The organism is Salinarimonas ramus (assembly GCF_014645695.1).
Classification (GTDB): Bacteria; Pseudomonadota; Alphaproteobacteria; order Rhizobiales; family Beijerinckiaceae; genus Salinarimonas; species Salinarimonas ramus.
On the sequence record NZ_BMMF01000009.1, the window covers coordinates 169,735 to 184,185 of the forward strand.

Genomic DNA, 14,451 nt, shown 5'->3' on the forward strand with positions numbered 1-14,451 from the left:
CGGCGGATCGCTCGCGCGCGACCCCGCTGGACGACATCCCGGCCGGGCCGACGACGAGCGCAGGAGCCGCGGGCGACGAGCCCGCCTCGGGCAGCGCGCCGGCTCACCACATCAAGACCAAGAAGGACCGAGACGATGTCGATCACCGCAGAGCGCAAGTCCGCGCTCATCAAGGACTATGCGCAGAAGGACGGCGACACGGGTTCGCCGGAGGTGCAGGTCGCGATCCTCACGGAGCGCATCACCAACCTCACGGAGCACTTCAAGAGCCACGCGAAGGACAACCATTCCCGCCGCGGCCTCCTGAAGATGGTCTCCCAGCGCCGTTCGCTGCTGGACTACCTCAAGCGCAACGACGAGGGCCGCTACCGGTCGCTCATCGAGCGCCTCGGCATCCGCCGCTGAGACCTGGCCGGGCGCGCGACCCTCGGGCGCCCGGCTCCTTTCCGCCCCGCCGATCCCGGATCGGACGAGGGGCGTCATCGCCCGGTCGATGACCATGGACAGGATCGCCCGGGGCTCCCTCCGCGAGGAGGGGCGAGCCCCGGGCCGTCTTGCCCATGGCGTCGTGTCGGACGCAAACGACCGCACGCAGGCAAGAGAGATACACAGACATGTTCGACATTCAGCGCGAAGAGCTGATCTGGGCCGGCCGCAAGCTCGTGCTCGAGACGGGCAAGATGGCCCGCCAGGCCGACGGGGCCGTGGTCGCCACCTACGGCGAGACCACCGTCCTCGCCACCGTCGTCGCCGCCAAGGAGCCCAAGCCCGGCATCGACTTCATGCCGCTCACGGTGAACTACCAGGAGCGCACCTACGCCGCCGGCCGCATCCCGGGTGGCTACTTCAAGCGCGAGGGCCGTCCGACGGAGAAGGAGACGCTCGTCTCCCGCCTCATCGACCGCCCGATCCGCCCGCTCTTCCTCGACGGCTGGCGCAACGACACGCAGGTCATCGTCACCGTGCTCTCGCACGATCTCGAGAACGACCCGGACGTCGTCGCCATGGTCGCCGCCTCCGCGGCGCTGACGCTCTCGGGCGTGCCCTTCACGGGTCCCGTCGGCGCGGCGCGCGTGGGCTGGATCAACAACGCCTACGTGCTCAACCCGACGCTCCCCGAGATGGAGGACTTCGCCCTCGACCTCGTCGTCGCCGGCACGCAGGACGCCGTGCTGATGGTGGAGTCGGAGGCGCGCGAGCTCTCCGAGGAGATCATGCTCGGCGCCGTCATGTTCGGGCACAAGCACTTCCAGCCGGTGATCGACGCGATCATCCGCCTCGCCGAGAAGGCCGCCAAGGAGCCGCGCGACTTCGCGCCGCCGGATCACGACGAGGTGATGAAGGCCGTGCTCGAGGTGGCCGAGGCCGACCTGCGCGCCGCCTACCAGATCACCGAGAAGCAGTCCCGCTACGCCGCCGTCGACGCCGCCAAGGCGAAGGTGACGGCCGCGCTCCTCCCCGACGAGGGCGAGGCCCGCTTCGCGCCCGAGCAGGTCAAGGCCGCCTTCAAGGAGGCCCAGGCCAAGGTCGTGCGCTGGAACATCCTCGACACCGGCAACCGCATCGACGGCCGCGACACGAAGACGGTCCGCCCGATCGTCTCCGAGGTCGGCGTGCTGCCGCGCACCCACGGCTCGGCGCTGTTCACCCGCGGCGAGACCCAGGCGCTCGTCGTCGCGACGCTCGGCACCGGCGAGGACGAGCAGTTCATCGACCAGCTGGAGGGGACCCGCAAGGAGCGCTTCCTGCTGCACTACAACTTCCCGCCCTATTCGGTGGGCGAGACCGGCCGCATCGGCTCGCCGGGCCGTCGCGAGATCGGGCACGGCAAGCTCGCCTGGCGCGCGCTGCGGCCGATGCTGCCGCCGCCGCACGAGTTTCCCTACACGCTGCGCGTCGTCTCGGAGATCACCGAGTCGAACGGCTCCTCCTCCATGGCCACCGTCTGCGGCGCCTCGCTGTCGCTGATGGACGCGGGCGTGCCGCTGCGCCGTCCCGTGGCGGGCATCGCCATGGGCCTCATCCTCGAGGACGAGCGCTTCGCGGTGCTCTCCGACATCCTGGGCGACGAGGACCACCTCGGCGACATGGACTTCAAGGTCGCCGGCACGGAGCAGGGCGTCACCTCGCTGCAGATGGACATCAAGATCGCCGGCATCACCGAGGAGATCATGAAGATCGCCCTCGACCAGGCCAAGGGCGGTCGCGAGCACATCCTCGGCGAGATGTCGAAGGCGCTCACCGCGCCGCGCGCCGAGCTCGGCGAGTACGCGCCGCGCATCGAGGTGATGCAGATCCCCACCGACAAGATCCGCGAGGTCATCGGCACGGGCGGCAAGATCATCCGCGAGATCGTGGAGAAGACCGGCGCCAAGGTGAACATCGAGGACGACGGCACGGTGAAGATCGCCTCCGCCGACGGCGCCTCGATCAAGGCGGCCTACAACTGGATCCGCTCCATCGTGGCCGAGCCGGAGCCCGGCGCGATCTACGAGGGCAAGGTCGTCAAGGTGATGGAGTTCGGCGCCTTCGTGAACTTCTTCGGTTCGCGCGACGGCCTCGTCCACATCTCCGAGCTCGCGCCCCAGCGCGTCGCCACGGTCAAGGACGTGGTCAAGGAGGGCGACACCGTGAAGGTGAAGTTCCTCGGCACGGACGATCGCGGCAAGGTGCGCCTCTCCATGAAGGCGGTCGATCAGGCCACGGGCGAGGACATGTCGAAGAAGGCCGCCGAGGGCGGCGAGGCCCCGGCTCCCGCGGCCGAGGGCGGCGAGGCGGCCTCCGGCGGCAATGGCGGCGACGGCCGCGGCCGCCGCCGCGGCGGACGTCGCGGGGAGTGATCCCGGAGGGGGCGGCGGCTGGCCGCCCCGTTTCCGGTTCGGTTACCATCGAGAGCGCGGTCCGCGAGGGCCGCGCTCTCTTTGCTTTCGGCGCCCGGGGAAGCTCCTTACGCGGCGGGCCGGCGCGCTGATCGAGGTGACGTGCGATGACGAAGAGACCTGAGACCACCTATCGCAGCGATGCTCTCGCGGCGATCCACGAGACGGCGTCGGATCTCCACGACGCGGGCGTGATGGCCAAGCGGACGATGCGGCGCTTCGACGAGATGTGCCTCACCCCGGTGAAGCCGCTCGGCGCCGAGGAGATCCGTGCGCTGCGCGAGCGCGAATGCGTGAGCCAAGCCGTGTTCGCCCGCCACCTCAACGTCACGACGGGTCTCGTCAGCCAGTGGGAGCGGGGCGAGAAGACGCCGGTCGGTCCCTCGCTGAAGCTGCTGACGCTGGTGCGCGCCCGCGGGCTCGACGCGATCGCCTGATCACCCTCGCTCCACTCCCTCCGCCTCCGCCGAATGGCGTCCCCGCGACATCCGATGTCGCCCCCGCGCAAGCGTCGCCCCGCTCGTGTCGCGAGCATGGACGCGATCCGGGCGGGTGCCCGGCGGGTCGGGCGAGCGGAGGCGAGCCATGAGGGAACGAGCGCGTGTGGTCGTGATCGGCGGCGGGGTCGTGGGGGCGGGGACGCTCTACCACCTGGCGAAGAAAGGCTGGTCCGACGTCGTGCTGATCGAGCGCAAGGAGCTCACCTCCGGCTCGACCTGGCACGCGGCGGGCCTCCTGCCTTTGTTCAACATGAGCTATTCCGTCGGCCAGCTGCACAAGTATTCGGTCGCGCTCTACGCGACGCTGCAGGAGGAGACGGGGCAGGACGTCGGCTTCCGCCGCGTGTCCAACATCCGCGTCGCCCGCTCGAAGGATCGCTGGGACGAGTTCATGGCCTACAAGGGCGTCGCCGACACGATCGGCGTGCGCTGCGACGTGCTGACGCCCGAGGAGGTGAAGGCGCTCTGGCCGCTCTGCGAGACCGAGAACCTCATCGGCGCCATCCGCCATCCCGACGACGGCTACATCCAGCCCGCGGACCTGACCCAGGCCTTCGCCATCGGCGCGCGTGCCCGCGGCGCGGAGATCCACCGCTACACGACCGTCACCGGCATCGTGCGCACCGCCGACGGCCTGTGGCGGGTCGAGACGGACAAGGGCGCCATCACCTGCGAGCACGTGGTCTGCGCCACCGGCAACTTCGCCCGGCGCACCGGCGCGATGGTGGGGCTCGACATCCCCGTCATCCCCGTCGAGCACCAGTACATCGTCACCGAGCCGCACCCGGCCATCAAGGCGCGCCAGAGCGCGGGCATGCCCGAGATGGGCGTGCTGCGCGACGCGGATTCCGGCTGGTACATGCGCGAGGAGGCGGGCGGGCTCATCCTCGGCCCCTACGAGAAGCACGCGCCGTGCTGCTACGTCGACGGGCCGGATGCGAACAGCGAGTACGAGCTCTTCCAGGAGGATCTGGAGCGGCTCGCGCCCCACATCGAGACGGCGATGGAGCTCGTGCCGATCTTCGGCGAGGTCGGCGTCAAGAAGGTCTACAACGGCGCCATCGCCTACACGCCCGACGGCTCGCCCATCGTCGGGCCGGCCTGGGACCTGCCGAACTTCTGGCTCAACGAGGGCCATTCCTTCGGCGTCACCGCCGCCGGCGGCGCGGGCTGGCAGCTGGCGAACTGGATCGTCGACGGCGAGCCGACCATCGACATGGGCGGCGTCGATCCCCGCCGCTTCGGCCCGCACGCGACCCGCGGCTACCTCGTGGCCAAGAACGAGGAAGCCTACGAGAACGTCTTCACCGTCCACTACCCGGACGAGGAGCGCGCCGCCGCCCGTCCGCTGCGCCGCTCGCCGGTCTACGACCGCCTGAAGGCCATGGGCGCGGTGTTCGGCACCTCCTACGGCTGGGAGCGCGCGAACTGGTTCGCGCCGGACGGCTACGGGCTCGACGCGGCCGATCTGGATCAGGCGCCGACGCTGCTCAACGAGAACCACCCGCCGGTCGTCGAGGGCGAGCGCCCGAGGGAGCGCTGGTCGTTCCGCCGCTCGAACTATTTCGAGCACGTGGGTGCCGAGGTGCGGCGCGTGCACGAGGGCGTCGGCATCCAGGACCTGACGCCGTTCGCCAAGTACGAGGTCTCCGGCCCCGGCGCCGAGGCCTGGCTCGACGGGCTCCTCGCCAACGCGCTGCCCAAGACGGTCGGGCGCATCGGGCTGACCCACATGCTCGCCGCGAACGGGGGCGTGCGGGCCGAGTTCACGGTGTTCCGCGAGGGGCCGGAGCGCTTCTACCTCGTCGGCATGGGCTCGGCGGAGCGGCACGACCTCGACTACCTGCAGAAGGCCCGCCCGCGTGACGGCTCGGTGGATCTCGCGCGGCTGACGACGCAGATCGGCGTCCTGGGCGTCGCCGGCCCGCACGCCCGCGACGTGCTCCAGAGCGTCACCGACACCGACCTCTCCGGCGCGAGCTTCCCATGGCTCACCGGCAAGACGATCGACGTCGGCTTCGCCAACGCGAAGGCGCTTCGCGTCAACTTCGTCGGCGAGCTCGGCTTCGAGCTGCACATTCCGGTCGAGATGACGGCCTACGTCTTCGATCTCCTGATGCAGGCCGGCGAACGCTACGGAATCGCGCCCTACGGCATGCGGGCGATGGAGTCCATGCGCCTGGAGAAGTCCTACCGCGTTCTGCCGCGCGAGCTCTCGATCGAGTACGCGGCGCTGGAATCCGGGCTCGAGCGCTTCGTCAAGCCGGGCAAGGGCGACTTCCTCGGGCGCGAGGCGCTCCTCGCCTGGCAGGAGCGGGGCTTCGCCAACCGCTTCGTCACGCTGGAGGTGCTCGACGTCACCGACGTCGACGCCCGCGGCAACGAGCCGATCCGCAAGGGCGGTCGCCTCGTCGGGCGCGTCACGTCGGGCGGCTACGGCTGGCGGGTCGGCAAGTCGATCGCGCTCGCCATGGTGTCGCCGGAGCTCGGCGAGATCGGCACGGAGCTCGACGTCGTGATCCTGGGCAAGCCGCACCGCGCCATGGTGATCGGCGAATCCCCCTTCGACCCCGACAACCAGCGCCTGCGCGGCTGAGAGCGCCGGGGAGCGAGCGCCGCGCGCGCCCTCCTTCCCTGTAGGGGAAGGTGTCGCCGGCGAAGCCGGTGACGGATGGGGCACGCCGCAAGGCGTGTTCCGCGAAGCGGAAGCGTCGGCTTCAGACCTCGCACGTCGGCTTCGGCTTCGCCGAACGCGCGTCCCGCGCGCCCCATCCGTCTCGTCGCCTTCGGCGCCGAGCCACCGTCCCCTACAGGGAAGGAGATTTCGGCTCAGCGTTCGATGGCGCGCTCCACGATCGCCACCGCGTCCTCCGGCGAGACCGCGCCGGCCAGCACCTCGACGAGGCCGCCGCGCTCGTCCTTGAGGAAGAGCGCCGGATAGCTGACGATGCCGCGGGCGCGCTCGGCGTCGAACATGGCCATCGTCTCGGCGAAGGCTTCGGGCGCCGACCAGCGGTCGAGGAGGACGTCGGGATCGAGCCCGGCGGCGGTCGCGACGCGGGCGATCGTGCGCGCGTCGTCGGGCACGCGGCCCTCGCCGTAGAAGGCCTCGCACAGGCCCGTGGCGACGTCGAGGGCGGCCTCCTCGCCGCCCATCTCGCGGGCGATGCGCACGGCGCGGCAGGCGGGCTCGGAGCGGGAGATCCAGCGGCCGGGCTCCAGCACGCGCTCGAAGAAGGCGGGGCCCGCCTTCACGCCGGTGCGGGCGCGCACCTCCTGGAGGCCGCGCATGAGATAGGGCGCGTCGAGCCCGATCATGCGCTCGCGCGCGCCGGTCACGAGCCCGCCCATGGCGACGCGGAAGAGAGCTTCGCCGGCAAAGCGCGCCCTCAGCCGGCGCAGCGTCGGCCCGAAACCGAAGCACCAGCCGCACAGCGGGTCGTAGGCGACGACGATGACGGGGGGCATCGACATGAGGGCTCCTCGATCGCGGGCAGCCTCCCGCAGATGGGTCGCGCCCGCGCCGGTGCAAGACCGGCATCGCACGCCCCCGCCATGCGCGCGCGGGCGAGGCGGGGCGGTTGCGCGGGCGGGCCCGCCTCTCTATCTGCAGGTAAGCTCCGACACCGTTCCGTTCAGGAACTCGTTCCACGAAGGTGTGAACCGATGGACCTCCTCAAGCTGGTCGCGTTCGACGAGGAAGATCTCGCCGTGCTGTCGGCCCACCTCCAGGACGCCGCCGTGCGCGTGGAGGACGTCGCCTACCTGCCCAAGGAAGGCCGCTTCGCGCTGTGCGCCCGCCGCTTCGACTGGGAGAGCGATCTCGGCGAGGCCCCGCGCCGGCGCCTGACGGGCATCCATTTCGAGCGCGTGCAGAACGTGCGCTGCAAGAACATGGACCCGCGCCGCAAGGAGGAGGTGCTCAACCTCCTCGCCGTCACCTTCGAGCCCGGCGCCGCACCGGCCGGCTGCGTGACGCTGATCTTCTCGGAGGATCGCGCCATCCGCCTCGACGTCGAGTGCCTCGAGGCGCAGATGAAGGACATGGGTCCGGTCTGGGAGGTGGAGAGCCGCCCCGAGCACGCCGCTCCCGATCCGCTGGTGCTCGACGCCGTGTCGCGCGAGGGGCGGGGCTGATGCCGATCCGTCTCGACGCCCGCGAGCCCGGGTTCGACGCCGCGTTCGAGGCGCTCATCGGCATGAAGCGCGAGGCCTCGGAGGAGGTGGACGGCGTCGTGCGCGGCATCATCGCCGACGTGATCGCGCGCGGCGACGCCGCGCTCGTCGACTACACCGCCCGCTTCGACCGGCTGAGCCTGACGCCGCAGACCCTGCGCATCGCCGACGACGAGCTCGCGGCCGCGGAGGCCTCCTGCTCGCGCGAGACGCTCGACGCGCTCCACCTCGCGCGCGAGCGGATCACGAGCTACCACGAACAGCAGAAGCCGCAGGATTTCCGCGAGACGGACGCGCTCGGCGTCACCCGCGGCTGGCGCTGGAACGCGGTCGAGGCGGCGGGGCTCTACGTGCCCGGCGGCACCGCGAGCTATCCCTCCTCCGTCCTGATGAACGCCGTACCCGCCCGCGTGGCGGGGGTCGACCGCATCGTCATGTGCGTGCCCACGCCCGACGGCGCCGTCGATCCGCTGGTTCTCGCGGCGGCGCGGATCGCGGGGATCGACGAGGTCTACCGCATCGGCGGCGCCCAGGCCGTGGCCGCCATGGCCTACGGCACGGCGACGATCCGCCCCGTGGCGAAGATCACCGGCCCCGGCAACGCCTACGTCGCCGCCGCCAAGCGCCGGGTGTTCGGACAGGTGGGCATCGACATGATCGCCGGCCCCTCCGAGGTGCTGATCCTCGCCGACGGCGAGGCCAATCCCGCCTGGATCGCCGCCGACCTCCTCGCCCAGGCGGAGCACGACGCCGCCGCGCAATCGATCCTGATCACCGACAGCGCCGATCTCGCCGATGCCGTCGAGGCGGCGGTGGAGCGCGCGCTCGCGACGCTTTCGCGCGCCGAGATCGCGGGCGCCTCCTGGCGCGATTTCGGCGCGATCGTCGTGGTGCCGGATCTCGAGGGCGCGATCCCGCTCGTCGACCGGCTCGCGCCCGAGCATCTCGAGATCGAGACTCGCGATCCCGAGCGACTCGCCGCGCGGGTGCGCAACGCGGGCTCGATCTTCCTGGGCGCTCATACGCCCGAGGCCATCGGCGATTATGTCGGCGGCCCGAACCACGTGCTGCCGACCGCCCGCTCGGCGCGCTTCTCCTCGGGGCTCTCGGTGCTCGATTTCATGAAGCGCACCTCGATCCTGTCCTGCACGCCCGACGCGCTGCGCGCGCTCGGGCCCGCGGCGATCGCGCTCGGAACGGCCGAGGGGCTGGACGCGCACGCGCGCTCGGTGGCGATCCGGCTGAATCTCTGACGGCGCGCCTCGCCGGCGCGCTCAGCCGGCGGGGATCGCGTCCGCGAAGGGGAAGGACAGGACCGGGCGGTCCGCGTCGTCGCGGACGTCGAACATCCACCTCATGCGGTCCTCGTCGTGCTTGGCGCCCTCGGACATCTCGACGAGCGCGCGATCGATCGCCTCGCGCCGCACGGCCTCGCCGTCGGCCAGGCGCACGCCCTCGGTGTCGGGATGGACGCCGCGTTCGGACCTGATGTGGAAATAGTAGACCGGCATGGCTCCCCTCTCGTGGAGGGAGAACGGACCCGGTCGCGCCCGCGTTCCCGCGCTGCAGCAATTCGCCCCGCCGGGGTCGACCGCGGCGGTGCGGCTCTCAGGTCGGGTAGGCGTGCGCCTCGAGATCGGCCAGCGAGACGAAGTCGAGGGCGCGCGCATGCGTCGCCTCGAGCCTGACCCTGGGCGCGACGCCCGCCTCCAGCGCCTCGCGCCAGCGCAGCGCGCACAGGCACCAGCCGTCGCCTTCGCGAAGCCCCGGGAAGTCGAATTCCGGACGCGGCGTCAGGAGATCGTTGCCGCGGGCCTGGCTGAAGCGCAGGAACGCGTCGCTCACCACGGCACAGATCACGTGGGTGCCCACGTCCTCCGCGGAGGTGTTGCAGAAGCCGTCGCGGAAGAAGCCCGTGCGCGGCGCCGAGCAGCACAGAGCGAGCGGGCCACCCAGCACGTTGCGCGCACCGCCGCCACCCTCGTATCGTCCGGACATGTCGTTCATGGGCGTGCTCTCCCGGAAACGTCGTATCCGCGAGAGCTAGGATGCGCGAGGCGCCGTGTCGAGGCGCCTCGCCGCGCCGCCCGTGCGAGAACCGTCAGCCCTCGGCGTGCCGCGCCTTGGCCTGGAACGGCTTGCCGCCGCCGGGGCCGGCCTTGCGGAAGCCGTCGTTGCCGCCGGTTCCCTTGCCGCCGGTCGCCTTGCCACGCGGCGCCGGCTTGCCGAACCCGCCCTTGCCGAAGCCGCCGCCGCTCTTTCCGGCGAAGCCACCCTTGCCGGCGAACCCGCCCTTGCCCGCGAAGCCGCCCTTGCCGAAGCCGCCTCTGCGCGGCCCGTCGCCGTCGACGTCCTGCCGCGGGCCCGGTGCGCCCTCGGCGCGGGCGATCGTGACGTTCTCGTCGTTGCCGCCGAGCGCCGACTTGGCGAAGGCGTCGGCCGCGTCGACGGCGATGCCGAAGCGGGTCTCCTGGGGGAAGATCCGGATCGGGCCGACGACGCCGCGGTCGATGCCGCCGATGCGGCAGATCAGCGGCAGCAGCCATTTCGGGTCGGCGTTCTGCTGGCGCCCCACGGAGAGCGTGAACCACGCCATCGGCACGCGCTCGCGGGCCTCGCGCGGCTCGCGCGGCTCGCGCGCGTCGCGACCACGACCCTCGAACGGGCCCTTGTCGCGGGCGCGCTCGAGCTCGCGCTCGTCGCGGCCGCGCCGCACCGGGCGCTCGCCGGGATCGGTGACGTCCTCGGGCGCCGGCAGGCGCGCGCGCCACAGGCGCACGAGGGCGGCGGCGACCTCCTCGGGGCTCCTCGTCTCGAGCAGGCGGCGCGCGGTCTCGCGCTCGTCCTCGCCCGCCTCCTCCACGATCAGCGGATCGGCGAGGAAGCGCGCCTCGTCCTCTGCGCGGATCTCCTCGATGGTCGGCGGGCCCGACCAGACGACGTCGATGCGCGCGCCCTGGATCAGCGCCTCGGCCTTGCGGCGGCGGTTGACCGGCACGACGAGGACGCAGATGCCCTTGCGGCCGGCGCGGCCGGTGCGGCCCGAGCGATGCAGCAGCGCCTCGCGGTCGTTGGGCAGGTCGGCGTGGATCACGAGGTCGAGATGCGCGAGGTCGATGCCGCGCGCGGCGACGTCGGTGGCGACGCATACCCGCGCCCGCCCGTCCCGCAGGGACTGGAGGGCGTTGGAGCGCTCCGCCTGGGAGAGCTCGCCCGAGAGCGCCACGGCGGCGAAGCCGCGCTCCACGAGGTTGGCGTGGAGATGGCGCACCTGCTCGCGCGTGGCGCAGAACACGATCGCGGCGCGCGCCTCGACGCGGCGCAGCACGTTGACGACGGCGAGCTCGATCTCCCGCGGCGAGACGCGGATCGCCTGGTAGGCGATGTCCGCGTGCGGCGCGTTGCGGGCGATGGTGTCGATGCGCACCGCGTCGCGCTGGTGATCGCGGGCGAGGCCGGCGATCTGCGGCGGGATCGTCGCGGAGAAGAGCAGCGTGCGCCGCTCGGCGGGCGCCGATTCGAGGATGAAGGTCAGGTCCTCGCGAAAGCCGAGGTCGAGCATCTCGTCGGCCTCGTCGAGCACCGCGCAGGCGAGCTCGGAGAGATCGAGCGCGCGACGCTCGATATGGTCGCGCAGGCGCCCGGGCGTGCCCACCACGATGTCGGCGCCGGCCTCGAGCGCGCGACGCTCGCGCCGCGGGTCCATGCCGCCGACGCAGGTGACGATGCGCGCGCCGGTGCGCTCGTAGAGCCAGGTCAGCTCGCGGGCGACCTGGAGCGCGAGCTCGCGGGTCGGCGCGACGACGAGGGCGCGTGGCGCCATCGCCGGGACGAGGACGGGCGAGGCTCCGATCAGCGTCGAGGCGAGCGCGAGGCCGAAGGCCACGGTCTTGCCGGAGCCGGTCTGGGCGGAGACGAGGAGGTCGCGCCCCTCGTTGCCGGGAGCGAGCACGGCCGCCTGGACCGGGGTCGGGTCGGCATAGCCGCGCGCGTCGAGCGCCTCGGCGAGGAGGGGATGGGTCGCGGGAAAGGGCATGGGGTCGTTCGATACCGATACGAAGAGATCCCCCTGCCGGGTCGCGGAAGAACCCGATCGCGTGTCGCGAAGCTGGCTGGAGGACGAAAGGCGGCAATGCGCGCCGCGCGCTGGGGGCTACATAAGCGATCTCGCGCGCAATTGCGAGCGCGTCGTGTGCGTCCCTGCGCTGCGGGTTGCGCAACACGCGTCGCCGCGTCATTGCTGTCACCGGGAGGAGAGCGCGAGACATGACCCTCGACGTCGTCGCGTTGCGCGCATTCTACGACAGCCCGCTCGGAGAGACCGCGCGGCGATTCGTCGGGCGTGCGCTCGCGGACTTCCTCGCCCCCGTCGCCGGGGCGAGCGTGATGGGCATCGGCTATCCCGGGCCCTATCTGGAGGCCGCCCGCGGCCGGGCGGAGCGCGTGCTCGCCTTCATGCCGGCGGCGCAGGGCGTCGAGCCCTGGCCGCGCGACGTGCGCCCCGCCGCCTGCCTCGCCGACAGCCTGATGCTGCCGCTCCCCGACGGCTGCATGGACCGCGTCCTCATCGTCCACGCGCTGGAGAGCTCGGAGGATCCCGACGAGCTGTTCTACGAGGTGTGGCGCGTGCTCGCGCCGGGCGGGCGGCTCGCGGTCGTCGCGCCCAATCGCGGCGGCCTTTGGGCGCGCATGGACGTGACCCCCTTCGGCCACGGACAGCCCTTCTCGCGCGGGCAGCTCAAGGCGCTGATGCGCCGCACGCTGTTCACGCCCGAGAGCTGGACGGAGACGCTCTACGTCCCGCCGCTGGCCTCGCCCATGCTGCGCGGCTCCGCCGGCGCCTTCGAACGCATCGGCACGCGCCTCAACCTGCCCTTCGCCGGCCTCCACGTGGTGGAGGCGACGAAGCAGCTCCATCGCCCGCTCATGGTCCGCCAGACCCGCCGCGGCACCCGCTTCATCCCGGTCCTCGTGCCCCAGGCGAACGGGGCGGCGACATCGCGGTGGGCGGCTCAGCGTCGGCTCTCCTCCGCGAGGTCCTCGCGGTAGATCGCGACGCGGGCGATGCGATCGGCGCCCATCACGCCGCGATACATGCCCGAGCAGTTGAAGGGCAGCGCCACGTTCCCGGCGGCGTCGACCGCGATGAGGCCGCCGGAGCCGTCGTTGGGCAGGAGCGCCTCCATCACCACGCCCTCGGCGGCCTGGGCGAGGCTCTGCTCGGCGTAGAGCATGCGCGCGTGCAGCTCGTGGCCGGCGCACCAGCGCACGAACACCTCGCCGTGGCCGGTGCCGGACATGGCGCAGGTGGCGTCGTCGGCGAAGGTGCCCGCGCCGAAGAGCGGCGTGTCGCCGATGCGGCCGGGCGCCTTCGCCGTCATGCCGCCGGTGGAGGTCGCCGCCGCGATATGGCCGTGGCGGTCGCGGGCGACGGCGCCGACCGTGCCGTGACGGCGGGCCTCGTCGCCGTCGTTCTCGTCGCGGCCCGCGCGGCGCCGCGCGAGGGTGTCCTGCAGGGCCTGCCAGCGGCTCTGCGTGAAGAAATAGGCGTCGTCCTCGAAGGCGATCGCGTGCTCGCGGCAGAAGGCGAGTGCTCCCTCGCCCGCGAGGAGCACGTGGGGCGAGCGCTCCATCACCGCCTTGGCGGCGAGGATCGGGTTGCGCGGCCCGCAGATCGCGGTGACGGCGCCGCAGGCGCGGTCACGCCCGTCCATGATGGCGGCGTCCATCTCCTGGCGCCCGGCGCTCGTGAAGACCGCCCCGCGCCCCGCGTTGAAGAGCGGCTCGTCCTCGAGCGCGCAGACCGCGGCGGCGACGGCGTCCACCGCCGATCCGCCGTCGGCGAGGATCGCGCCGCCGGCCTCGAGCGCGCGGGCGAGGCCGGCGCGGGTCGCCGCGTCGCGCTCGGGCGTCATCAGCGCCCGGTCGATGGTGCCGGCGCCGCCGTGGACGGCGATGGTGAAGCGCGTGTCGCTCATGACGAGGCCTTATCCCTGACGTAGCGGGCGATGTCCGCATGGGTGGCGCACCACACGTCGGCGCGGCCGGAAACGCGCGCGAGGATCTCCTCGAGGATGAAGATCCGCGAGCGGTAGCCGATGACGTGCGGGTGCATGGTGAGGAGGAAGAGCCCGCCCTCCGCATGGGCGCGCTCGAACTCGCGCAGGAAGATCGCGAGCACGGCCTCGGGCGGCGTGTAGGGGCGAAGCGCCTGGAAGCGGTTCATGTTGAAGTAGACCGCATCGTCCCGGATCCATTCCACGGGCAGCTCGACCACGCCGGTGGGCTCGCCGTCGGCGAGGAGCTCGTAGGGGTCGTCGTCGGCCATGAGCGACGAATCGTACAGAAGCCCCATCTCGCGGATGAGCGCGAGCGTGTGCGGGCTGTAGTCCCAGGACGGCGTGCGCAGGCCAACGGGGCGCGTGCCGGAGAGGCGCTCCAGCGTGTCGGCGGCGCGCAGCATCAGCTCGCGCTCGGCCGCCTCGGGAAGCGTGCCGTTGAGCTCGTGGATCCAGCCGTGGAGCGCGATCTCGTGGCCGGCCTCGACGCAGGCGCGCGGCTCGTTCGGATGCAGCAGGCCCGCCACCGCCGGGACGAAGAAGGTGGCCGGCACGGCGTGGCGCGCCAGCGCGTCGAGGATGCGCGGCACGCCGCGCCGCGCGCCGTACTCGCCCTGCGACATCCGCCCGATGGAGCGCGCGCCGTCGCGCAGCTCGTTGGTCTCGTGGTCGGCGTCGAAGGAGAGCGCCACCGCGCAGCGCGCGCCGTTCGGCCAGGCGGCGGGCTTGAGGGAGCGGCCGGCGCGCACGCGCTCCACGGCGCCGCGCCAGCGCGCCTCGGGCCATTGCCAGGGGAGTTCGTCCTCGGTCTGATCGGTGCGCTGGCTCATGACGGCT

13 protein-coding genes are annotated in these 14,451 nt (G+C 72.3%); 7 read left to right on the forward strand and 6 right to left on the reverse strand.

What is annotated here, in order from left to right:
* The first annotated feature begins 135 nt into the window (after nucleotides 1–135).
* The 4 genes from rpsO (at nucleotide 136) to IEX89_RS15845 (ending at nucleotide 5,975) form a co-directional block, all read left to right on the forward strand.
* The gene (gene rpsO, locus IEX89_RS15830) at nucleotides 136–405 is read left to right on the forward strand and encodes a 30S ribosomal protein S15 (RefSeq protein ID WP_188914210.1); all 270 of its coding nucleotides are present in this window, start codon (nucleotides 136–138) and stop codon (nucleotides 403–405) included.
* A gap of 209 nt (nucleotides 406–614) precedes the next feature.
* On the forward strand, nucleotides 615–2,840 hold the full coding sequence (gene pnp, locus IEX89_RS15835; RefSeq protein WP_188914211.1) for a polyribonucleotide nucleotidyltransferase: 2,226 nt from the start codon (nucleotides 615–617) through the stop codon (nucleotides 2,838–2,840).
* Between the two features lie 146 nt (nucleotides 2,841–2,986).
* Nucleotides 2,987–3,316 carry a helix-turn-helix domain-containing protein gene (locus IEX89_RS15840; RefSeq protein ID WP_188914212.1) on the forward strand — a complete coding sequence of 110 codons (330 nt, stop codon included), beginning with the start codon at nucleotides 2,987–2,989 and terminating at the stop codon, nucleotides 3,314–3,316.
* A gap of 148 nt (nucleotides 3,317–3,464) precedes the next feature.
* The gene (locus IEX89_RS15845; protein ID WP_188914213.1) at nucleotides 3,465–5,975 is read left to right on the forward strand and encodes a GcvT family protein; all 2,511 of its coding nucleotides are present in this window, start codon (nucleotides 3,465–3,467) and stop codon (nucleotides 5,973–5,975) included.
* Between the two features lie 233 nt (nucleotides 5,976–6,208).
* On the opposite strand, the gene IEX89_RS15850 is transcribed toward IEX89_RS15845, so the two are convergent.
* Nucleotides 6,209–6,853 (reverse strand): DsbA family protein, encoded by a 645-nt coding sequence (locus IEX89_RS15850; protein ID WP_188914214.1) that lies wholly within the window; start codon nucleotides 6,851–6,853, stop codon nucleotides 6,209–6,211.
* A gap of 192 nt (nucleotides 6,854–7,045) precedes the next feature.
* Here IEX89_RS15850 and IEX89_RS15855 point away from each other — a divergent pair, with 192 nt between their 5' ends.
* Nucleotides 7,046–7,516, forward strand: coding sequence for a DUF2948 family protein (locus IEX89_RS15855; RefSeq protein WP_188914215.1), 471 nt, complete (start codon nucleotides 7,046–7,048; stop codon nucleotides 7,514–7,516).
* On the forward strand, nucleotides 7,516–8,808 hold the full coding sequence (hisD, locus tag IEX89_RS15860) for a histidinol dehydrogenase (protein ID WP_188914216.1): 1,293 nt from the start codon (nucleotides 7,516–7,518) through the stop codon (nucleotides 8,806–8,808). Before IEX89_RS15855 ends, hisD begins: the two co-directional genes overlap by 1 nt.
* A gap of 21 nt (nucleotides 8,809–8,829) precedes the next feature.
* Here the strand turns inward: hisD and IEX89_RS15865 are convergent, their stop codons facing one another.
* The 3 genes from IEX89_RS15865 to IEX89_RS15875 all read right to left on the reverse strand — a co-directional run bounded on the left by IEX89_RS15865 (nucleotide 8,830) and on the right by IEX89_RS15875 (nucleotide 11,591).
* Nucleotides 8,830–9,066, reverse strand: a complete 237-nt coding sequence (locus IEX89_RS15865) for a DUF6894 family protein (protein ID WP_188914217.1) — start codon at nucleotides 9,064–9,066, stop codon at nucleotides 8,830–8,832.
* Between the two features lie 97 nt (nucleotides 9,067–9,163).
* Nucleotides 9,164–9,562, reverse strand: a complete 399-nt coding sequence (locus IEX89_RS15870; RefSeq protein ID WP_244645503.1) for a DUF2237 family protein — start codon at nucleotides 9,560–9,562, stop codon at nucleotides 9,164–9,166.
* Nucleotides 9,563–9,656: 94 nt separating this feature from the next.
* Nucleotides 9,657–11,591: a DEAD/DEAH box helicase gene (locus IEX89_RS15875; RefSeq protein WP_188914218.1), complete on the reverse strand. Its 1,935-nt coding sequence runs from the start codon at nucleotides 11,589–11,591 to the stop codon at nucleotides 9,657–9,659.
* Between the two features lie 230 nt (nucleotides 11,592–11,821).
* Between IEX89_RS15875 and IEX89_RS15880 the strand changes: the two genes are divergently transcribed.
* On the forward strand, nucleotides 11,822–12,604 hold the full coding sequence (locus IEX89_RS15880) for a class I SAM-dependent methyltransferase (protein WP_188914219.1): 783 nt from the start codon (nucleotides 11,822–11,824) through the stop codon (nucleotides 12,602–12,604).
* Here IEX89_RS15880 and IEX89_RS15885 read toward each other — a convergent pair.
* Entirely contained in the window at nucleotides 12,568–13,533 is a 966-nt protein-coding gene (locus IEX89_RS15885; protein ID WP_188914220.1) for an isoaspartyl peptidase/L-asparaginase family protein, read from the reverse strand. The two genes, IEX89_RS15880 and IEX89_RS15885, sit on opposite strands and share 37 nt — an antisense overlap.
* Complete coding sequence (locus IEX89_RS15890; protein ID WP_188914221.1) at nucleotides 13,530–14,444, reverse strand: polysaccharide deacetylase family protein; 915 nt, start codon at nucleotides 14,442–14,444, stop codon at nucleotides 13,530–13,532. The genes IEX89_RS15885 and IEX89_RS15890 overlap by 4 nt, the downstream gene beginning before the upstream one ends.
* Between the last annotated feature and the right edge of the window lie 7 nt (nucleotides 14,445–14,451).